Source organism: Lacrimispora sp. YZC11 (assembly GCF_057543815.1).
Map to the genome: position 1 here is coordinate 339,338 of NZ_BAAJYQ010000005.1, position 20,289 is coordinate 359,626.

Genomic DNA, 20,289 nt, shown 5'->3' on the forward strand with positions numbered 1-20,289 from the left:
ACTTTGACTAAGCTTCTTCAAAAAGCTTCGTGGACAGGTACCGGAGACCGGTATCCGCTAAAATAACTACAAGATTCTTTCCTTTGTTTTCCGTTCTTTTTGCCACCTGGGTTGCTGCGAAAATGGCGGCTCCGGATGAGGTCCCCACTAAAATCCCGTCCGTCCTTGCCACTTCCTTTGCAGCTTCACATGCCTGATAGGTTTCCACCTCATATTTTTCATCGTAAATGCTTAAATCCATGGTATGGGGAATCCGTTCTGCGGGCACCCCTTCAAAGGGATGGACCCCTGTGATATCCGGGGGCAGCGGATCGGTCTCATTGGGCAGGGAACCTGGCCCCGGCTGTATGGCTACGATCTTAATATTTTTATTTTTACTTTTTAAGTACCTTCCTGCTCCCGATATGGTTCCTCCTGTGCCGACGCAGGCCACTAAAATATCCACCTTTCCCTCCGTATCCGCCCAGATCTCCGGCCCTGTTGTCGCCTCATGAACGGAAGGATTTGCCGGATTTTCGATCTGATTAACAAAAAAGATATTTTTTTCCTTTGAAAGCACCTTCTCCTTTAAGGTTCTGACAGCCGCTACAAAATCTCCGGCCGTTTCATCTAACACCGCCTGGACCTCCGGTACCTCAGAAAGTCTGATGGCTTCTCCGCCAAAAGCTCTGATGTTCTTAAACCGCTCCTCACTGACATTGTCCTGGACATATACCCGGAAGGAATATCCTCTGGCTGCCGCGATTGCTGCCATGCCGATCCCCGTATTTCCGCTGGTGGTTTCCACGATGGTATATCCCGGCTTTAAGAGTCCCTTTTTTTCCGCATCATCGATCATGGCAAGTGCGATCCTGTCTTTTACGCTCTGGTTTGGATTGAAATACTCAAGCTTTGCTATGATTTTCGCTTCCAGACCGTGTTTTCTTTCATAATTTTCCAGCTCCAAAAGAGGCGTTTTTCCTATGAGTTCCGTGATTGATTTATGAATATTACTCATTCATGCCCTCCTTGATCCAGCACCCTTTGTGCTTAGATCTTATAATCGTCATTGATGTTCATGAGTCCGAATTCAAAAAGAATTTCTTCCAGCCGTTCCTGGTCCATGGGAGTGGGAATGGTGAAATCCTGATTGTCGATGATTGCCTGGGCAAGATTCCGGTATTCATTTGCCTGGCTGGAATCGGGTTTGTATTCAATGACTGTTTTGCGGTTGATCTCCGCATGCTGCACAATGTTATCCCTTGGAACGTAGTAGAGAAGCTTGGTCCCAAGCTCTTTTGAAAAGGCGCGGAGTAAATCCAGCTCCCGGTCTACGTTCCGGCTGTTGCAGATGATTCCCCCAATCCTCACCCCTCCGGTCTTTGCATACCGTTTGACGCCTTTTGCAATGTTATTAGCCGCATATAAGGCCATCATCTCCCCGCTTGCCACAATGTAGATTTCTTTGGCCTTTCCTTCCCGGATGGGCATGGCAAATCCTCCGCAGACCACATCGCCCAATACGTCATAAAACACATAATCAAGATCTTCGGTATAAGCACCCAGATTTTCAAGAAGTCCTATGGAAGTGATGATACCTCTGCCTGCACAGCCTACTCCCGGCTCCGGGCCTCCTGATTCCACACACCTGGTTCCCTTATAGCCTTCCTTCAGGATGCGGTCCAGCTTTACGCCGTCCCCCTCTTCCCGCAAAGTATCAAGAACCGTTTTCTGCGCCAGACCGCCTAGCAGCAGCCTGGTGGAATCCGCCTTTGGATCACACCCCACAACCATGACCTTTTTTCCCAGCTCCACCAGCCCTGCCGTCAGGTTTTGGGTTGTGGTGGATTTTCCGATTCCTCCCTTCCCATAAATGGCTATCTGTCTGATTTGTCCCATTGATAAAATCCTCTCTTTCTGATTCTCATTATAAATTGTCGTATAAGTCTTCAATCAAAGTCAGGCTTCCTCTGTAGCCCGCATAGGCCCTGTTAAAAATCAGCCGGTCCTTTATGGGAAATGCCGCTGCAATGCACTGCACCTCCTTAAGGGAACTGATTTCCTCCTCATTGCTGCTGCCTATGATAAGGGTAATATCCTCCTCATCCAAAAGAGCTTTATTTATTTCATGCTGGTCTGGACTGAAAACCACCTTAGGCGGCCTTGCATATTCCAGATCAGTAAGCTCTCTTAAGATCCTGTCTTTGTCTTCCTGCCGGAATACCGGTTCTGATATGACCACCAGCACAGGAGTAAAGCTATAATCATTGGCAAGATACCGGGTGATTCCCACGGCACTTGACGCGTCCCCGACCACGGCGAACTTTTTCCAGCTTAGGGCGCCGATAGCCTGTGCCAGATAGTGATACACATAATCCTCCTCTTCCTCTATCACCCTGTTAACCAACCTGTCATCCAGCTTTAAGGCATGAGCCACTTCAAGGATAAACCGTCTGGTATCACTGGCTCCGATGGGCAGGCCGGGATACCGGAGAAAGGGAACCCCAAATTTTTCTTCAAACCTTCCGGCAGGCCCTTTAAATATCCAGGGATGAATGATAAGGTTTAAGGCCGCGCCGGAGGATTTCCTGATGGTTTCAATTCCCTGGTGTTCCGTAAAAAAGGTATTTACCCTTAATCCAAGCTTTTTTAACAGCCTTGCGATCTCCTCTAAGTTCCCGCTCCAAAAGGGATCGTGGTAGGGAATGATCCCAAATACGTTTACAAGCCCTTCTTCCTTTGGGCCCCCTTCTTCTATCACCTGGTCGATCATGGCATTCCAGACCACTTCATACCCTAAGTTGCTGTCTCCGGCAAATCCAGGGGTATCAATGGGGTAGACCGGGTATCCCTTTTTCTTAAACCCTTCCCCAATGCTTTTAATGTCATCCCCGATGATTCCTGCCGTACAGCCCGTAAGGATGAAGTATGCATCCGCATCAATGATGTCCAAGGCTCCCTGAATGGTTGACTGAAGCTTTTTCGTCCCTCCGAAAACCACTTCCCGCTCCAGCATGTTGGTAGAAGGGATGGAGACACTGCTTACAAAGCTGGAATTCTTATTGCCTGACTGCCCCTGGTCGGATGCCGTTGACTGCATACAGCATCCAGGCCCCGCATGATAAACAGGGCATACCCGGTCAATGGCCCCAAGTACGGAATTAATTCCGGCCAGGACACAGCCTCCCCTGGGGTTTTCAATTATTTCCGACATTTCAATCACCTCCGATTATGTATTTAAACGCATCCTCTTCGTACCAGCTGTCCTTGTAAGGAAGCTTAATGTGCTTTGACAGCTTCACATTAAAACCGGGGTTTTCCAGCTGGTCGGCAATTTTATTTCCTAAAAATAAAAGTCCGTCATATCCCATGGTAGGCCGTTTCATATCCAGCACATGAGTGGTTGGGATCCCAAGCTTTGCCGCCCACTCGGGAACTCCGATGAACACATCCGGTTTCAGCCTTTTCACCAGATTCACCTGTTCAAAGGGCTGCATGTTGGCAATATCAAGGACATAGTTGGGGTGAATGGCGTTAAGATATTCAATATCCGCCTGGGCATCTTCGTCATAGGTCGGCGTTTCAAGCCCTACCAGCTCCATTCCGAAATCATCGATCAGTGCTGCGGCAGCAAAGGAACGGCCGGTCCCGCCGCAGATAAATACCCGTTTCCCCTTTAGACGGTCCTTAATAGATTTCACCAGAGGAAGAATCCGTTCATGCTCTCTTTGAATGATTTCCTCTCCCTCCTTCTCCTTTCCCGCAATCCCAGCTACACCCCGGAACCAGATATCCGTATTGCGGACTCCGATGGGCATAACCGTATGGGAATAAGGGATGTCATAATCCTCATACAGGGTTTTCATGAATTCATCTGCAAATACTTTACAGATTGAGGTGGAAGCCTGGGCTGCCGGGATCTGCTTTATCTTTTCTAGGGAGCTGTAAAAAGGAATATAGTTTACGGAAAGCCCAAGCAGCGACAGCATACGCTCCATTTCTTTTTGATCTGCGTAGCTTATGGAAACCGGCGCAAATAAGTTTATCAGGCCTTTTTTCTTTTCAAGCTTTTGCTTGTTTAATATGTATTTGTTAATGGAAATAAAGGCCGCGTCAAAGCCGGAAGCGCAGATTTTCGATTGAAAGCCTTCGCAGTGAATGGGAATAATGAGTGCCGGCGTATCCTGCTGCAGTTCTTTTATAATGGCATCAATATCGTCCCCAATGATGCCGGAAGCGCAGGAGGCAAAGACAAAGATAAGTTTTGGTTGATACCTTAACACTGAATCTTCAACGGCTTTTCTAAGCTTGCTTTCCCCTCCGAAGATCACATTATTCTGATCTAAGTTTGTCACGATGATCCTTGGATTCTTAATAAGCTTCACTCCCCGGTGGGCCTGCCCCACCCGGTACTGGTCCACTGCCAGGGAGGTACAGCCCACACAGCCCTGAGGGGAATGGGCGATGAAGACGGAATCTTCCAGAGACATTAAAGCCGCCATGCTGTTGATCTGCTGGCACTGCAGTCCCTGGGCAAAGCTTCTGTCCGCCTTCTTTAAGCAGCCGTTCTTAAAATCCCTCTCCGCCCGGCTGCCGGTAGAACCCAGATCATTGTACCTGTTTGGATGGCTTTCTCTGATTCCTGAATATATTTCACTCATGGTCATGCACCCTTTCTAAATTTCAATTAATAATTTCCGTACCTCTATGTAAGCAAGAAGCTTCCGGATGGAATCTTCAATATATCCCGGCAGTTCAAAGGCCTCTATGTTGTTTTGATCCAGTGCGGCCCTTGCACCGGCTCCGATCCGGCTGACTAAGATATAATCACAATCTTCCAGCATGACTGCCACAGCTTTTAACTGTGTTTCATCATGCTCCTGACCCCTGCATACGGGAACTGTTTTACGGCTTTCCTCATACGTGAATGCCGTATCCATGCTATCGGCTTCTACGATGTAAAAAACTTCGGCTCTGCCAAAATGCTGGTTTACTACCTTTCCGTCTGTTGATGCGACTGCTATCTTATATTTCATGGCGTTTCCCTACCCCTTTTCCTTAACCATGGGAAAAGGTATCCCTTCCTGCGATCCTTCTCTGGTATATTAAATCTCCGAAATCCTTTCCCCCAAGCATGCCCACCGCATCGGCACGGCAGTGCTGGCAATGGCGGAAAACATCGATGTACTTTCCTGCCAGAGTCCTGGCCTCGTCGATCTCCTGGCACACAGGAGCTGTTTCTTGGGAAAGGTCCGATTGGGGGATCAGGGGTATGATGTTGTAGATACTTGCTCCCGCCTCTTTTACGGCCTTTGCGATATCCTCAATGTGGTCTCCGTTTATGTTAGGCACCAGCACGGAATTAACTTTCACCGTAATCCCTGCATCCGCTATCTTTTTAATGCCCTTTAACTGGTTTTCTATCAGGATCTCTGCCGCCTGGACTCCTTCATAAACGGTTCCATGATACAGAATCCAACGGTTAAGCTTTGCTTCAATTTCCGGGTCCACCGCATTTACCGTAACGGTCACGGATTCCACACCGATTTGAATGATCTCATCCGCCCTTTCATAGAGAAGGAGCCCGTTGGTGCTCATGCATTTGATCAGCTCCGGATGATGTTTCTTTACCAGGCGGAATGTCTCCAGCGCGTAATCCGTAGCCAGGGTATCGCCTGGGCCTGCAATGCCTGCCACCGTAATCTCCGGGCAAAGGGCAAGAGCCTTATCAAGGACCTCCAATGCCTGCAAAGGAGTGAGCACCTTAGAGGTCACTCCCGGCCTTTCTTCTTCATCGTTAATTCTTCTGTCGCAAAACTTACAGGAAATATTGCAGCCAGGGCTTACCGGAAGATGGATCCGGCCCACGTTGTTTTTATTTCCTCCAAAGCATGGGTGTGACTTTTGCAGGTTTTGATATGTATTTGACATTTCAATCTCTCTTTCTTAAATTAGGATACAAAAAAAGACAACCTTCCCTGATACGCATTCCTGCTTATCAGAACCTCCGGTTGTCCAGTCAGCTCTTTAATCTGATTTTTTCTATTTTTTCGATTTGCACTATTTTTCCATCCTGAATCGTAATGGTAATGGAACCATACTTCACATCGCTGGCCATTTCATGGATCAGCTTAATGTATTCTTTTTCAGGATCAGAAGCATTGGAATAGGATATAGGAATCACCTTCTCTCACTTATGGATCGCCGCCAGGCCCGTATCTCTTTTCCCGGCCCGGTATCTTTTTCTCAGGTGGTTCTTTTTATATGTATCTGACACTTTCTCTGTATTTCCTGCGTCTACCTGTCCGCATGATTTAATTCAATGACGTTAACGATGGATTTTATCATTAATTTCCGCTTATAAAAAAACAGGTACTATTACAGTACCTGTAAAGCTCCAGCTATCACGGATCCAGGTATTCTAATACATACAAAAATAAGCTGTATTCATATACATGCACACAGTTTTACAACAACAGCAATTCATCTTTTTAAAGCTTGCAGAATAATTATCCCTTGCAGAAAACATTGTGTTTATCATATGAATGACATCCTTTCTTCAATATCCTATTAATTTTATAGGTTTTATATGTATTGATTATAATATCATCTTTTTGGGATGTCAACATTTTTTTAATTTTTTTTTGATATCTTTTTAACAACTTGTCCGTCTTTATCTGCGCTGGTCCTCTGTCCCAGGCTGCTTTCCCTGCAAAAGGGATCGTGATTGACCGGTCTTAAGAAGGGAATAAAATGACTGACAAAAAAAATAAACAGGCCGTAAGAAGTCAGAGCATACCTTTTCTCTGAGCCCTTATGGCCTGTTTTCCGGCTTGCCGGTATTTTTATAAAAAGGAGGCGCGCATCAAAGCATCATCAATGCAGCCTGCAATATTCTCTCGTCCCACATCATTTACAAATCCAGCCCGTTCCATCATTGACATAGGCTGCTCGTTTACATGGGATAATACCAGTGTGACATTCTTTCTTTTTAAGCTGTTGTAAAGCTTTTTTAAACTTTTTAAAGCTGTCGTATCCATGGCCGGAACGCTCCGCATACGGAGTATCAGCACTCTCTTTCCATCTTCCAGAACCACCTTGGATATCTTATCGGCGGCTCCAAAGAACATTGGTCCGTTGATTTCAAATACGGCTACATGTCCCGGAACAGGCTTTAAGTCAATGTGGTCACCTTTATTTTCCTCTTCGTCTTCCAGATACTTCCAGCCGTTTACTTCAGCCACATCCGCCATCCGCTTCATGAATAGCAGAGAAGCAAGCACCAGGCCAACCCCGATAGCCATGACTAAATCAAATACCACTGTCAGGACAAAAGCAATCAAAAGCACCGACCAATCGCTTTTCGGGGAGGTTTTTACAATTGAAACAAACTCTCTCCACTCGCTCATATTATAAGCAACCATAAACAGGATCGCCGCAATGGCCGGCATCGGGATAAGGGCTGCATATGGCATGAGAAATATGAGGATCAACAGAAGAAGAACTGCATGAACCATTCCTGCCACAGGGGTCCTCCCCCCGTTTTTAACGTTGGCGGCCGTCCGCGCAATGGCGCCTGTGGCCGGGATTCCTCCAAATAAGGCTGAGAAGGTATTACCCAGTCCCTGAGCAATCAGTTCCATGTTGGAATTGTGCCTGCTGCCTATCATGCCGTCAGCCACGACGCAGGACAGCAATGATTCAATGGCGGCCAACACCGCAATGGTCACTGCATCTGGCATGACCTTTCCCATCATGGCAAAGGACAGCTTGGGAACATGCAGAGACGGGAGACTGGGGGAAATGGTATACAGATCCCCGATGGTATGAACCGGAAGCTCAAGTACCTTTACCAGAACAGCCGTAAGAATGACTGCAACCAGGGATGGGGGGAGCTTCTTAAAATACCTTGGCCAGATGATAAGTACGGCAAGAGCGAGCATTCCTATTGCCAATGCCATGGGATTCAGCGTTTTGATGGAACGTACCACTTCCTCCAGCTTTTCCATGGTCTCCACCGGCGCCTTTTCAAAGGTAAGCCCTAGGAAATCCTTTATCTGGCCGATAAAAATAGTCACCGCAATACCGGCAGTAAACCCGGTTGTAATGGTATACGGTATAAAACGTATCAGGCTTCCCAGCCGTAAAAATCCCATGATAACCAGAATAATTCCGGCCAGGACAGTTGCCGTGGCCAGACCGTCAAGCCCGTTTTTTAAGACAACACCTGCTACAATAGAAGCAAACGCCGCCGTTGGCCCTGCAATCTGCACCTTACTGCCGCCTAAAAATGAGATCACAAAGCCTGCGACAATGGCCGTATAAAGCCCCTGCTCCGGGGTAACGCCAGAAGCCAGAGCAAGAGCGATAGAAAGAGGCAGGGCTATGATTGCCACGATAATTCCGGAAATAATATCCTTTATAAACTGCTCTCTTGTATAATGTTTCATTGATATAAAAAACTGGGGTATGATATCCTTCATCTTTTCTTATCCTTTTATATTATAAATTTTTTATAAACTTTTTATAATATAACTGTGAAAAGAAAAGAATGCAAGGGAATTTCCCATGTTCCTCAAATAATACAAGGATTCCTATCTCAGGCTGTCCGCTGCCAGCAGCTCCAGGCCCTTCTCATCAAGAAGCTCCACGCTTCCCCTGGTGAGCTTTACCAGGCGGTCCGCCTGGAACAGCCGTAAGAGACGGGTCACCACTTCTCTGGCCGTACCTAAGTGATGGGCAATCTGCTCGTGGGTGATGGAAAGTTCTCTGGAACCGGTAAGCAGCCCCTCTTCCAGAAGAAAGGCAGCCAGACGGCCGTCCATCTTCTTGCTTAAGACCTGGTCCATCAGCCACATGACCTCGGAAAACCGGGAGGCCATCAGCTCATTGGTAAAATTAGAGACAACTGCCGACTGCTCCATTAACGTCTTATAGACCTCCGGCGGGATCACTGAGACCACGCAATCCTGCTCCGCTTCCACCGTAACATCGAATTGTATGTTTTTGACCACACAGGGACCGGAAAAAAGGCAGATATCCCGTTCAAGCAGACGGTAAAGCGTCAGCTCCCGCCCCTCATCCGATATCATAAAAACCCTCAGCTGCCCTGAGGTCACAAGCAAAAGCCCGCTGCAGCCGTCAGCCCCGCCATGGACCAGCATGCCCTTTTCAAACCTGGCTTCCCTGGATTTTTCTTTTAAGAGCATTCTCTGTTTCTCTGTCAGCTTATTCCAGAAAGGAAGGTACTCTCCAAACACCATAACATCAAACCTCCATGTGCCTAAGAACGTTGAAACCCAATCTCATCATTGCAGTCAAAAAGCTTAAAACATTCGTTGTAGTCCAGTCTTTTGGACTTCAGCTCTTCCGCCATCAAAAGCAGATTCATGGAATTGACTGCGGCTCCGCGGATCCCGGAACGCATCCGGATATTCTCAAGCCTTTCCCTAAATCCGCCGGTAAATGCTCCGGATACAAAAGCAAAGTGATAGCGTATCACGCCCTTATCAAAGATCTCCCACCACTTATTTGGATTAAGCTTCTCATTCCGTTCCTTATTTTCCTCTATGTAGCGGTACATCTCATCAGCCTGCTTGATCGGAAGGGAGTACCCCTTCCCGTAAGCCTTATTATCTATGATCAGCCCATCTTCCCCATAATATACACACACATCCGGTTTTCTGGTATCCCCAAGCCTGGCTCCCTTAAAATCCAGTTCGGCTGTTAAAAGCTGGGCGGTCTGTATCTCATAATCCCTGTCTGAAGTGCCGTCAAATCCCAAATCCAAAAGGATTAAGTACCTATGGTCCACATGGATCAAATGGGATCTTAAATAATCCTTGCACAGAGACACCTCTGATTTCACAGGCACCGGTCCCTGGTTTTCACAAGGCAGCTCAAGGCCGGTTATCTCATCCATGATCCGATAGGTATTTCCGGTTTTTTTCACATGAAGACCAATATTTTCAAGGCTTCGGATGTCATCAAGAATCGTCTCCTCCTCCTCTTCCATACCCATGCCTTTTAGATACTCCTTTACCTGCAATGGGGAGCGGTAGGCTCCTTCTAAGTATTTTATGATATGGGTCCTTCGGTTGCGGAGATACTCCCGGTCAGCCACCTTGGTAGCCAGCATATCCCACATCACACGTTTGGGAATTCTGGGGAATCTTGAAACGCCGGTCACATGCTTTAATATGGTCCTTCCCTTTAGCGTCAGCTGGTAAGACTGGGGGATGGTTCCGGTACAGGACCTGCCCCCAATGGAAACGGTTACCTCCTTTGGCACCTTGTTGATCCAGCCCATCTGTAAGAGCCAGCTGCAAATAGTCCTGACGTATTTATCGCTGGTGCCTTCCGTATCCTGAAGCAGCTTTGTCTTTTCTTCCCGGGTTTCAGCTTCCATCAGCCCCTGCAGGATCATGTACTGGGGAATGGAGGTAAAGCCTGCCTCCCCGATGAAGCCAAGCCTTGCTCCCATCTCAAACTTTGTCAGATGCCCTTCTTCTCCCATCAGGGACAGAACCCGGCACACGGGCGGATAGGAAAGGAGGGCGGTCTTTAATGCGAAAGTCTCCACCTCGCTGCCCGCAGGCGCATCCGCGTACTGCTGTCCTAAGGGGGACAGGGAACAGATATCCTCTTTCCGGCTGTAATGAAGAAAACCGATGCTCACTGCCCACCTCAGAAAGGAATCTGCAGGCCAGTCGCTTTGGTATTCCTTTCGCTGCCCCGGCAGGACGGCCTGAACAATTCCGGAACAAGGGGCATTGCTCCTTGTATAGCCTACAGGCGTCCCCTTTCCCTTCAAATGGGTATAGGGAATGGAAATTTCCCTACCGCTTAATTCCTGTATAAACTCGTCTCTTCCGTCTTTTTCCGATATGAGCCTGGGGATCTTATCCATTCGCAGGATCCTGTTGATCTTTGAATCCGGCACAAATGCGGATACCACATTTTTTAAATTTTCCAGGGTATAGGCCTCTTGTACCCAGCCAAATGTCCGATCTGCCACTGTTAATTCCTCTCTGTACTTTTCCTTTTATCCGCCCATGTTCTTTGGGCATAAAGGTATACCCGCAGGGTGTTTTCTTAAGTATACCATAGCCGCCAGGGATTGACCACGTAATTTTCCATGGCACAGCCAAAGGGTTTGGTTTGTGGTGACCGGCTTCCTGTGTTATAATGGTTGAGACTTCGCCAAGGTCAATCGGGCTTACTTTTAGTTCGTTGCTTCCGCAAGAATTACAGGACCGGAAAGGAACAGAAATTATGGGAAAATTACAAATGACAATACTTGCTTTTATTGCAATTTCCTGCTGCATTCATATCAGGAGGCAGCTCCAGGACAGCGATTACATAAAACATCTGTTTTCAGGAAATGATGCAGGAAAAAGCAGGATTCTCTACCTGGATTATGTCCGTCTTATTGCTGCCCTTTTCGTTATTTTAGTCCACTGCCTTGATTTTTCCACAGCCGGGCTTACCGCCGGGACGAAAGGATGGGTGGCGGTGCAGTCTCTTTCCTCCATTCTTCTGGTCTGCAACACGCTGTTTATCATGAACAGCGGCGCTTTGATCCTAAAGGGGCAAAGGGAAGGCCTGGCTGCCTTTTACTACAAACGATTTCTTCAGGTTGCTCTTCCTTTTTTTTGCTACTACTGTATTTATATACTGCTCTCCTGCCAGTATTTCAATTCCGGCTTCATGAACGGAATCTTAAGAGCACTAAAGGATATGGCAGCAGGCCCTATTGACTGGGCGCCTCATTTATGGGTGATCTATGTCATTTTGTCCCTCTATATCCTGGCTCCGTTTTTCAGCGTTCTTTTAAAGCACCTTACCGACTCCATGCTTCACGGACTGGCAGTCCTGATCCTCCTCTTCCGCTGTCTGGCAGTTTATCTGCCTGCTATGGGCCTGCCCTTAAACTTTGAGCTTATGATCAGTCCATGGGAAGGGGTATTTTTGCTTGGCTATTACTTTTCCCACCCTATTTCCATGAAATACAGGAAAGCCTGGTTGGGATTTGGCATGGCCTCCATCTTATTTACCATCCTCTGCACCGCCCTGCGGCCTGATTACAAGGCCATTCTGATGGCAGAAGGCGCTCCCGCCACGCTCTTCCTGGGGGCCTCGGTTTTTCTTATACTGCGTTCCCTGGAAAACCGGCTTCCAAAGCCGGGGATGGGAATGAACTTCCTGATCCGGCACAGCTATTCCATCCTGCTGGTTCACTGGGCTGTGCTCTATTTTGTCAGAGAACGGTTTCATATAAACTGGCTTTCCTTTGGAACGGCAGGCAGCACCCTGCTTTCCTTTCTCCTGGTTCTGGTCTTATCGGCCGCGGCGGCCTTTCTTTTTGACCAGACAGTAGTCCTTTGTGTTCAGACCCTTTTTAAAAGGCTGGTCCAACCACTAAGGAGCCGGTGAGTTTTACTCCTCCGGCTCCATTGTTCGTTCTGCTGCTATGGGCCTTACCGTAATTCCGTTTATTTCCACATGCTCGCTGATGCCGATGACAATACATGGCCTGCCGTCGATCATCCGGTTTTCTACCAGATGGGTTTTATCAGACGCTACCTTTATACTCACATCCGCTGTCTTGATCTCAAAGCTTTTGGTATTGATCACATTGGAAGCAAGGAAGGGGGGCACAGATGTTTCTTCGTCTTCGCCATAACGCTGCTCAAATTCCTCCAGCTTTTCCTGACTGGCCCCGTTGTTCTCCAACAGTCTTTTCATCTGGTACTTGTCCAGGGTAAAGGGAGACGGTTCATCCTTTGTTTCTTCAAGAATCTCATTTAAATTTTCATGAAGGCTCTTAACCGTTTCAAAATCGCAGTTATCTCCCAGTGTTTCCTCCACAATGGCCTGGAACGTTTCTTTCTGGCTCTTGGCAGACATAGGCATCACACATCCAAGCAGCTCGTCAACCAGGCGTTCCGGCATCTGCTCCGGGTTTTTGGTATAGTATAAAAGGCTGTGGATATCGGTATTCCGGTCCGTAAAGGACGGAAATAAAAAGCCGGTATCAGGGGCCTCCACGATCCAGTCCCTGCTGCGGTTTTCAATGACGTTAGCCTGGGAATTGTAGCAAAGGCCGGCCTTTGACAGCTTCACCGGGCAAATGGAGCACTGGATGAATTCATATACAAAATCAGAGGCATCTTCCATTTCCAGACCATCGGAGGACCTTGCGGGAATATCGTAGGCACAATGGATGAGGATGATGTAAAAATTCTCGCCGAAATCGTAGCTGGCGATCACTTTATCATATAATTCCTCGATCAGGACATCATCCTTTAACTGGCTGTCCCGGAGCTTTAGCAGAAAATTCTGGGTTCCGCCCTCAGCCTCCGTATGTAAGGGAAATTCCATATTGACCATATTCTTGCCGACGGTTCCTGACAAAGCACTTTTAAAGATGTTAAAATATTTAAACGCTTCTTCCTCTGGGAGGGATAAAAATGCTTCCTTAAGCTCCGTTCGTTTATTCTTTTCTGCGTCTACATAGCAGCCACAGATGCGGCTGATGGCGCAGTTGGCCGGAGTAAAAAGTTTTTTTATTTCATTGGCTTCTTTCTTGTTCATTCTACAATATTCTCCTATTCTAAAGTAAAACTGCAAATTTAATACTAGAGCAAATCAGGCCAGAAGTCAAGAAATTGGTAACACCAAAAAAAGCAAAAAAAAGCTCACGGACCATCCGGCCCGTGAGCTTTTCAACTTTTTAGATATCAGCTTTCCATAATCCGTGAAGATTACAGTATTCGTATGCAGCAACTACTTCATCTCCGTCGCAAAGCATGAATTCAGCCACCGGTTTATCTCCCGGGTTCAATATCTTTCTCTGATTGCCCTGCTCGGTCTCTAATGCGATCCAACCGATGAAATGTTCAGGAAGCATTGGGTGTTCAACGGAACCAACAGTAACTGTTACATGCTGTCCGTCAATCTCAATAACCGGAACGTGCTTCTCAGTTGCAGCATCTGTTGTATTGGCTACCAATTCGTGCATATTTTCTCCACAGCATGTAATTGTACCGCCCTTTTCTTCTACAACCGCCACAATATTACCACAACGGTTACACTTTAAAAACTTCATAGCAATAACCTCCTTCGTCTTTTGAATCTTTATTGAATTATATTCTCATTATATCATAAATACCAATAATTTACAATAGATTCCGGCCGGCAAACAAAGTGCTTCTCACTTACCGCATCTTTCCTGGTATTCCGAGGGCGACACTCCCAAAAGCTTTTTAAACTGCGCGCTAAAATAGGCCGTGTCCGAATATCCCACCTGGTCCGCCACTTCGTACACCCTGACCCGGCAGTCCTTAAGTAAGGACATGGCTACCTGCATCCGGTAAAAGGTGAGATAGCTGGTAAATGTATAATCCGTTTCCTTTTTTAACACGCGGCTCAAATATCCTTCGCTGATTTCCAGATATTCCGCCACCGTGCTGATGGTGATGTTCTCTTGATAATGCATCCGGATGTACCGGGTGGCCTCAGCCACATATTTGTTTTTGGATTTCTTGTCTGCATTAAAACGAAGCACCGGTGCCGCAGCCTCACCTGCCGCCTTTTCCGTGCCCTGCTCGATTTGGCTTCTGATTTGAAAGATGGCCTGTTCTAAATCTCCATCCTTTAAGGGTTTTAAGAGGTAATCACTGACCCCTAAGCGCAATGCGCTTTGTGCGTACTTAAAATCCCCGTAAGCAGTCAGGATAATGAACCTGGCCACACACCCTTCTGCCCGCAGTTTGGTGATCATCTCCACACCGTCCATGCGGGGCATCTTCACATCCGTCACGATAATGTCCGGGGAGAGCCGTTCTGCCAGACGGGCCCCTTCCTCCCCGTTGGCGGCCTCGCCCGCTATGACACAGTCCAAAGCCGCCCAGTTAATGGTCAAAATGATTCCCCGGCGGACCATCGTCTCGTCTTCCACAACTATGACTTTATACATCCGTCACCTCCCTCTGGACCGGCAGCCTTAAGGCGATGGTAGTTCCCTCCTTTGTTACCTCCGCACTGATCCCGTATTCCTGCCCGTAATAAATTTTCAGTATGCGGATCACATTGTAAAGACCTAAGTGCCCATCTCTTTTAAAAGGATTGTCACTGTTGATCCAGTCCACCATCTCCCGGTCCATTCCGCACCCGTCATCCGTGATGGAGATGCTTAACACTCCGTCTTTCTGATCCGCAAAAATGCAGATGTATCCATTTTCACACCCATCCAGCCCATGGATAATGGCGTTCTCCACCAATGGCTGCAAAAACATTCTGGGCACCATGCAGTCCTCCAACTGATCCGGTATCTCGGTTTCATAGAGGAAACGTCCCGTAAAACGGATCTTTTGGATCTGTATATAGCTTTCAATGGTTTCCAGCTCCTCCCTCAAGGTGATGAAAGGACGGCTGGAAATGCTTCTTCGCAGGATCACCGCTAAATTCTCCGCCAATATGGCGATTTCCGGTATCTGGTTAATCCTGGCATTCCATTTAATAGTATCCAGAGTGTTATAGAGAAAGTGGGGGTTTAACTGGGTCTGATATAATTTAATGGTGGTCTTATTCAAATCCTTCTGCTTCTGAACCGTGTCCTCTAAGTATTTCTGCAAGTCCCCTGTCATCTGGTTAAAGCTTTCTGTCAGCCTTCCCAGTTCATCCTGCCGGTTTGTATGAATTCGGATGGATAAATCCCCTTTTTTTACCTTTGCCATCGCCTTATCCAACTGGCTCACCGGCTGGGCAATGCCTCTGGACAGAGCACCGGAAATCATCAGGCAGAGGATCAGCCCCAGAGCCGATAAAAGAAAACTTACCGTCCTCATGGTATGGATGGCTCCGGCACTGATTGGCGCGGAGCGTCTTAAGATGATATAGATTCCATGGGAGGGCTCCCTGGTCCATAAATATCTGGTATACACTCCCCTCCCCTTTTCTCCTGCCTGTCCCGTCATTCCATGGAGGATGATGTCGCCCATCTCCTCTTCCCCATAATCCGGCCTTGAGCAGTAAATGGGCCTTTGATGGGAATCCAGCAGCAGAAACGTATCCCCTGAGGAATAGAAGCCATTTAAGAGATTATCAAAATTCTCCCGGGTAAAATCAAGGACCACATACCCGGTTCTGGCTCCGTGAGAATTTTCCAGGGAATAGGCTCCCTGCATCAGGATATTTTTATCCGTTTCCGGAAGATAGGGATCGGTCCTGTAATAAGTGATCCCTTTCACCTCCTGTACCTTCCTTAAAAGACCCCAACGGACGGGAAGAGTGCTGTTTTTGGAAACAGTATCCGTTGTAAAACGGAGCTTTCCCCCGGAATCATAAATGCTGAACTGGGCGCTGCTGTATATTTCCTGAACCGCCTGATATAAGGATAAGTACAAATCCTTCTGCATCTCAATGGCATCCTTGTCGATCATTACCCTGGCCGCTGTACCGTCTGCTGTAAAGGTCTCACAGGCCTTCTCACAGTTTTCAAATAACTGGGTTAGTTTTGTACTTACCTCGTCCAGCTGCCGGTTCCCTTCCACCGCCAGCTGCCGGTTAATGGAAGCGGTAAAAAGCCTGGTCACCACCACGCTTGAAAAGGTAAGAGGTACCAGAGCTACCAGCAGACATCCCAGAAACACCCGTGTTTTGAAAGAAAACTGACCGTACCACTTCATTCTCCGGCCCTCCTTTTATGCAGGGAAAGGACCCCATTCCATTGTTTTAAAATTTCCCCTTTTTCCCGGGACAGCTCCTTTAAATCCATATTAATGATGGGAAGTCTGTTGACAGGGGAAAGTCCGGGAAGAGGAGGTACATCCATCCGCACAGAGCGCCTGTTTAAATCCGAAACAAGGATCCTCTGAACATCCTTACTGACCGTGAAATCCAAAAAACGCCTTGCCGACTCCGGGTGGAGGCAGCCGTTTACAATGGCCGTACCATCCGGCAGCACCGTGGTCCCTTCTTTCGGGTAAATGTAGTCCACATCCGCTCCTCCGGAGCGGAGAGCCTGGGCAGCCCCCTCTATGGTGACTCCCAGGGAATACCTGCCATCCAGAATGCCGGAATTCACCTCCGATAAGCTGGAAAGGCTCCCATATTCCAGGTTATCCGCCAGATGCTTTATATAGTCTCCTTCTCCCCTGTACGTATAGACAGCCATGGCCAGAGCCGAAGAATAGATATCCGACATGCCGGGATCCATAAAAGCCACCCGGCCTTTCCATCTTGGTTCCAACAGACTGGTCCAGCTTAAAGGCACCTCCCGGTATGTCACCACATTGGTGTTGTACATGATGACTAAGGGGCAGGCGGAAAAGCTGGTCCACTTATAATCTTCGCACCGGAACGCACCGGCGATGAATGGGATTTCAGGACTTTCGTAGGACTGCCAGTATTCCCTTTTCTCTTCCAGAGTCTCAATTCCCACCCCAAATACCACATCCCATGTTTCTCCGGCATCGCCGTATGGACCGCTGCTTTCCTCTAACTTTTTTAACAGCTCCTCCAAAGATCCGGCTTCTACCTTTACGTTCAAACCTGTACGCTCCTCGAACTCCTTGACGACAGGCTCACAGATTCCTTTCTCCTGAACCGTATAAACCACCAGATCCGCCTGGGAAAGCATGGGCTGCCCTCCCGTTTCCGGACTGCAGGAAGATAGCAGGACGCAGCAAATAAGAGACAGCGCGCAGACCCCCGGCCATTTTCCCTTGGTGCTGTTAGAAAGACTCATAGACGCCTCCTCCTCTCCTGTCCGCAATATGGCTTCGTTTTATCCATTATATCAATATTATACTTGTTTTTCCATGGGCAGAAGACCGCATTTATGGTAAACTTTACCTAACAAACAATTGGAGGTGCCTGCCATGGCCGTACATATCATAGAACAATCCGTTATCCCAAAACACACCAGAAGCAGCCTATGTGAGGATGGACTGTTCGTAAATGAGAACTTTATCGCCGTAATTGACGGAGTTACGAGCAAGGGAGTCCTTACCTGGCCCGAAGACCTGGGGGACGGCACGGGAAACATGACCAGCGGCCGCTATGCAAAAGAAGTGCTGCTGGACGCCTTAAGCACCATGCCCTCCGACATTGACGGAGCCGGTGCCATGGACTATTTAAACGAAGCTCTGGCCCGGGCCTGCCGCACACGCCGCTCCATACTTAAGGAAAAGCCCGAAGAACGCCTGCAGGCAGTCATCATCCTGTACAGCCTCTGCCGCAGAGAGGTATGGGCCTTTGGTGACTGCCAGTGTCTCATTAACGGCACCCATTACCATCATAACAAGGCCATCGACAGCCTGCTATCCCAGGTCAGAAGCCTTTATATTCAGACGGAGCTGCTTTCCGGCCGGACAGAAGCATCTCTTTCCGGCCACGACACCGGACGGGAATATATCCTTCCCCTCCTGCGCCGCCAGCTTCTTTTCGCCAATGAGGACTCTCCCTACGGATATGATGTATTAAACGGCTTCCCCATTCACCCTGGTCATGTCATCATACATCCCGTCCCCCCCTGCTCCCGGCTAGTCCTGGCAAGCGACGGCTATCCCGTCCTTAAGGAGACTCTGGCAGAAAGTGAGGCTGCCCTTAGGGAGCTCATAGAAAAGGATCCTCTCTGCTTTCGGGAAAATAAAGGCACCAAAGGGCTGGTGAAAGGAAATGACAGCTTTGACGACCGCACCTATATCCGCTTCGACACTTTATAAAGAAAGCACAGAGGGGCTGCTGCAAAAGTAATGATTTCCTTTTGCAGCAGCCTTTCTTTTTCCTATCCTTCCTGCAGCCCTAAATACTCCTCAAATAAACTGCACACGCTTACAGAATCTGCCTCTGCCTTCATCTCACAGAAGATCCGCAACAGCGGCTCCGTGCCGGAGAATCTTGCGATCACCCAGCCGCCGTTTTTAAAGTAAACCTTACAGCCATCCGCATAAGAGATCTTCTCAATCTCAAAAGGCAATTGGGGAAGCTTCCGGTCAACCATAAGAATCCGGTTGATTCTCTCCTTTTCCTCGGTTGTAAAACGGTAATCCCGCTCCGTCATATGGATTGTCCCGTACTCTCTACGGATGTCTGCTGCAATCTCAGACAGCTTTTTCCCGGATACAGCCATCATTTCTACCAGAAGGGAGGCCGCATAAATTCCATCCTTGCCATGGATATGCCCCTTAACCGTCAGACCGCCGGAGGACTCTCCGCCGATGATGGCATCCGTCTCCTGCATCTTTGCGGATACAAACTTAAATCCCACGGGAACCTCGTAACATTTCTGTCCAAAGCTCTCCGCAACCCGGTCCAGTACATGGGTGGTGGAAAGGCTTCGGACCACTGGCCCCCTCCAGCCCTTGTATTTCAGAAGATAATAATACAGCATCACCAGAATGTTGTTGGCATGGAGGTAACGGCCCTGATCGTCAATGACTCCCAACCTGTCCGCATCCCCATCCGTGGCGATCCCGATATCACAGTACCGGTCCAGCACATAATTCTGCAAGCTCCGCAGAGTCTGCTCCGTAGGCGCAGGCATTTTTCCGCCAAATAAAGTGTCATGCTGGTCGTTGATGGTTTCAATGGTACACCTGGCAACGGAAAGTATGGTGCTTAAGGCCGTAAGGCTCACTCCGTACATGGGGTCAATGGCAACCCGAAAATCCCGGGAGCGTATGGCATCCATGTCAATGACGGATATGATATTGTCCAGATATTCATTTAATGGGTTGATTTCCTCCACCACTCCCTTTTTCACAAGCTGAAGATAAGAGGCTGGCGGCATCTGTCCGGCCTCCTCATGGTTTGGCTGGTATATGCCCTCCGCATTTAAAAGATATTTTTCAATATCTTTTGTCTGGCCCTCATCCGCATCTCGCCCTCCATATGTGAAGACCTTGATCCCATTATATATCGCTGGATTATGGCTGGCTGTTACCATCATGCCGTAGCTTAAGCGGTGCTTCATCACATAAAACATGATAAGAGGCGTGGGGGAACTGCGGTTTATGAAAAATACCTTGATTCCCTGATTTCCAAATATCTCACAGGCCCATATGACCGCTTCCTTGGACAGGAAACGTCTGTCATATCCTATGACGATTCCTTCTCCTTCTACGTTTTCCGCTTTCATTTTAAGACTGACGGCGAGCGCCAGCTTTTGGATATTTTCTTTTGTAAATTCCTCTCCGATAATGGCTCTCCAGCCACCGGTGCCAAATGTTACCATCCTTTGTATCCCTCCCTGTTTTCTATTATTCCATCCAAAGCCTTGTATTGGGTGGATTAATTGCCGTG

General features: G+C 48.0%; 18 protein-coding genes. 2 read left to right on the forward strand and 16 right to left on the reverse strand.

Annotation, left to right across the window (positions count from 1 at the left end):
- Window positions 1-7: 7 nt before the first annotated feature.
- The 10 genes from AC27IJ_RS04690 to AC27IJ_RS04735 all read right to left on the reverse strand — a co-directional run bounded on the left by AC27IJ_RS04690 (window position 8) and on the right by AC27IJ_RS04735 (window position 10,996).
- Entirely contained in the window at window positions 8-997 is a 990-nt protein-coding gene (locus AC27IJ_RS04690; RefSeq protein WP_313258649.1) for a PLP-dependent cysteine synthase family protein, read from the reverse strand.
- A gap of 32 nt (window positions 998-1,029) precedes the next feature.
- Window positions 1,030-1,878, reverse strand: a complete 849-nt coding sequence (nifH, locus tag AC27IJ_RS04695) for a nitrogenase iron protein (RefSeq protein WP_312441804.1) — start codon at window positions 1,876-1,878, stop codon at window positions 1,030-1,032.
- A 28-nt stretch (window positions 1,879-1,906) separates the two neighbouring features.
- Window positions 1,907-3,193, reverse strand: coding sequence for a nitrogenase component 1 (locus tag AC27IJ_RS04700; RefSeq protein ID WP_487147707.1), 1,287 nt, complete (start codon window positions 3,191-3,193; stop codon window positions 1,907-1,909).
- Window position 3,194: 1 nt separating this feature from the next.
- Window positions 3,195-4,640, reverse strand: coding sequence for a nitrogenase component 1 (locus AC27IJ_RS04705; RefSeq protein ID WP_487147709.1), 1,446 nt, complete (start codon window positions 4,638-4,640; stop codon window positions 3,195-3,197).
- 15 nt (window positions 4,641-4,655) lie between these two features.
- Window positions 4,656-5,015, reverse strand: coding sequence for a NifB/NifX family molybdenum-iron cluster-binding protein (locus tag AC27IJ_RS04710; protein WP_487147711.1), 360 nt, complete (start codon window positions 5,013-5,015; stop codon window positions 4,656-4,658).
- A gap of 22 nt (window positions 5,016-5,037) precedes the next feature.
- A complete protein-coding gene (locus AC27IJ_RS04715) occupies window positions 5,038-5,910 on the reverse strand; it encodes a radical SAM protein (RefSeq protein WP_312502083.1) in 873 nt (290 codons plus the stop codon).
- Window positions 5,911-5,998: 88 nt separating this feature from the next.
- Window positions 5,999-6,163 carry a YezD family protein gene (locus AC27IJ_RS04720; RefSeq protein ID WP_312441796.1) on the reverse strand — a complete coding sequence of 55 codons (165 nt, stop codon included), beginning with the start codon at window positions 6,161-6,163 and terminating at the stop codon, window positions 5,999-6,001.
- Window positions 6,164-6,824: 661 nt separating this feature from the next.
- Window positions 6,825-8,462, reverse strand: coding sequence for a SulP family inorganic anion transporter (locus AC27IJ_RS04725; RefSeq protein ID WP_487147714.1), 1,638 nt, complete (start codon window positions 8,460-8,462; stop codon window positions 6,825-6,827).
- Window positions 8,463-8,573: 111 nt separating this feature from the next.
- Window positions 8,574-9,242 carry a Crp/Fnr family transcriptional regulator gene (locus AC27IJ_RS04730; RefSeq protein WP_312441794.1) on the reverse strand — a complete coding sequence of 223 codons (669 nt, stop codon included), beginning with the start codon at window positions 9,240-9,242 and terminating at the stop codon, window positions 8,574-8,576.
- Window positions 9,243-9,262: 20 nt separating this feature from the next.
- On the reverse strand, window positions 9,263-10,996 hold the full coding sequence (locus tag AC27IJ_RS04735; protein ID WP_312441793.1) for a restriction endonuclease FokI recognition domain-containing protein: 1,734 nt from the start codon (window positions 10,994-10,996) through the stop codon (window positions 9,263-9,265).
- A 257-nt stretch (window positions 10,997-11,253) separates the two neighbouring features.
- Between AC27IJ_RS04735 and AC27IJ_RS04740 the strand changes: the two genes are divergently transcribed.
- Window positions 11,254-12,414, forward strand: coding sequence for an acyltransferase (locus AC27IJ_RS04740; protein ID WP_487147717.1), 1,161 nt, complete (start codon window positions 11,254-11,256; stop codon window positions 12,412-12,414).
- A 3-nt stretch (window positions 12,415-12,417) separates the two neighbouring features.
- Here the strand turns inward: AC27IJ_RS04740 and AC27IJ_RS04745 are convergent, their stop codons facing one another.
- From AC27IJ_RS04745 to AC27IJ_RS04765, 5 genes are all read right to left on the reverse strand, one after another.
- Window positions 12,418-13,575, reverse strand: coding sequence for a DUF4317 domain-containing protein (locus AC27IJ_RS04745; protein WP_312441791.1), 1,158 nt, complete (start codon window positions 13,573-13,575; stop codon window positions 12,418-12,420).
- A gap of 139 nt (window positions 13,576-13,714) precedes the next feature.
- Window positions 13,715-14,089, reverse strand: a complete 375-nt coding sequence (locus tag AC27IJ_RS04750; protein WP_312441790.1) for a desulfoferrodoxin family protein — start codon at window positions 14,087-14,089, stop codon at window positions 13,715-13,717.
- A 105-nt stretch (window positions 14,090-14,194) separates the two neighbouring features.
- Window positions 14,195-14,959, reverse strand: coding sequence for a response regulator transcription factor (locus AC27IJ_RS04755; RefSeq protein ID WP_313260199.1), 765 nt, complete (start codon window positions 14,957-14,959; stop codon window positions 14,195-14,197).
- Complete coding sequence (locus AC27IJ_RS04760) at window positions 14,952-16,670, reverse strand: histidine kinase (RefSeq protein ID WP_312441788.1); 1,719 nt, start codon at window positions 16,668-16,670, stop codon at window positions 14,952-14,954. Before AC27IJ_RS04760 ends, AC27IJ_RS04755 begins: the two co-directional genes overlap by 8 nt.
- Window positions 16,667-17,731 (reverse strand): extracellular solute-binding protein, encoded by a 1,065-nt coding sequence (locus tag AC27IJ_RS04765; RefSeq protein WP_312441787.1) that lies wholly within the window; start codon window positions 17,729-17,731, stop codon window positions 16,667-16,669. The genes AC27IJ_RS04760 and AC27IJ_RS04765 overlap by 4 nt, the downstream gene beginning before the upstream one ends.
- 133 nt (window positions 17,732-17,864) lie before the next feature.
- Here AC27IJ_RS04765 and AC27IJ_RS04770 point away from each other — a divergent pair, with 133 nt between their 5' ends.
- A complete protein-coding gene (locus AC27IJ_RS04770) occupies window positions 17,865-18,710 on the forward strand; it encodes a hypothetical protein (protein ID WP_487147721.1) in 846 nt (281 codons plus the stop codon).
- Between the two features lie 62 nt (window positions 18,711-18,772).
- Here AC27IJ_RS04770 and AC27IJ_RS04775 read toward each other — a convergent pair whose 3' ends face one another.
- Window positions 18,773-20,221: a phosphoglucomutase/phosphomannomutase family protein gene (locus tag AC27IJ_RS04775; RefSeq protein ID WP_312441785.1), complete on the reverse strand. Its 1,449-nt coding sequence runs from the start codon at window positions 20,219-20,221 to the stop codon at window positions 18,773-18,775.
- Between the last annotated feature and the right edge of the window lie 68 nt (window positions 20,222-20,289).

Bases quoted from the DNA above. Each gene is read 5' to 3' on its own strand.
- AC27IJ_RS04705 (WP_487147709.1), bottom strand. From the start codon at position 4,640: ATGAGTGAAATATATTCAGGAATCAGAGAAAGCCATCCAAACAGGTAC.
- AC27IJ_RS04710 (WP_487147711.1), bottom strand. From the start codon at position 5,015: ATGAAATATAAGATAGCAGTCGCATCAACAGACGGAAAGGTAGTAAAC.
- nifH (WP_312441804.1), bottom strand. From the start codon at position 1,878: ATGGGACAAATCAGACAGATAGCCATTTATGGGAAGGGAGGAATCGGA.
- AC27IJ_RS04765 (WP_312441787.1), bottom strand. From the start codon at position 17,731: ATGAGTCTTTCTAACAGCACCAAGGGAAAATGGCCGGGGGTCTGCGCG.
- AC27IJ_RS04775 (WP_312441785.1), bottom strand. From the start codon at position 20,221: ATGGTAACATTTGGCACCGGTGGCTGGAGAGCCATTATCGGAGAGGAA.
- AC27IJ_RS04760 (WP_312441788.1), bottom strand. From the start codon at position 16,670: ATGAAGTGGTACGGTCAGTTTTCTTTCAAAACACGGGTGTTTCTGGGA.
- AC27IJ_RS04750 (WP_312441790.1), bottom strand. From the start codon at position 14,089: ATGAAGTTTTTAAAGTGTAACCGTTGTGGTAATATTGTGGCGGTTGTA.
- AC27IJ_RS04700 (WP_487147707.1), bottom strand. From the start codon at position 3,193: ATGTCGGAAATAATTGAAAACCCCAGGGGAGGCTGTGTCCTGGCCGGA.
- AC27IJ_RS04755 (WP_313260199.1), bottom strand. From the start codon at position 14,959: ATGTATAAAGTCATAGTTGTGGAAGACGAGACGATGGTCCGCCGGGGA.
- AC27IJ_RS04725 (WP_487147714.1), bottom strand. From the start codon at position 8,462: ATGAAGGATATCATACCCCAGTTTTTTATATCAATGAAACATTATACA.
- AC27IJ_RS04745 (WP_312441791.1), bottom strand. From the start codon at position 13,575: ATGAACAAGAAAGAAGCCAATGAAATAAAAAAACTTTTTACTCCGGCC.
- AC27IJ_RS04770 (WP_487147721.1), top strand. From the start codon at position 17,865: ATGGCCGTACATATCATAGAACAATCCGTTATCCCAAAACACACCAGA.
- AC27IJ_RS04690 (WP_313258649.1), bottom strand. From the start codon at position 997: ATGAGTAATATTCATAAATCAATCACGGAACTCATAGGAAAAACGCCT.
- AC27IJ_RS04730 (WP_312441794.1), bottom strand. From the start codon at position 9,242: ATGGTGTTTGGAGAGTACCTTCCTTTCTGGAATAAGCTGACAGAGAAA.
- AC27IJ_RS04740 (WP_487147717.1), top strand. From the start codon at position 11,254: ATGGGAAAATTACAAATGACAATACTTGCTTTTATTGCAATTTCCTGC.
- AC27IJ_RS04715 (WP_312502083.1), bottom strand. From the start codon at position 5,910: ATGTCAAATACATATCAAAACCTGCAAAAGTCACACCCATGCTTTGGA.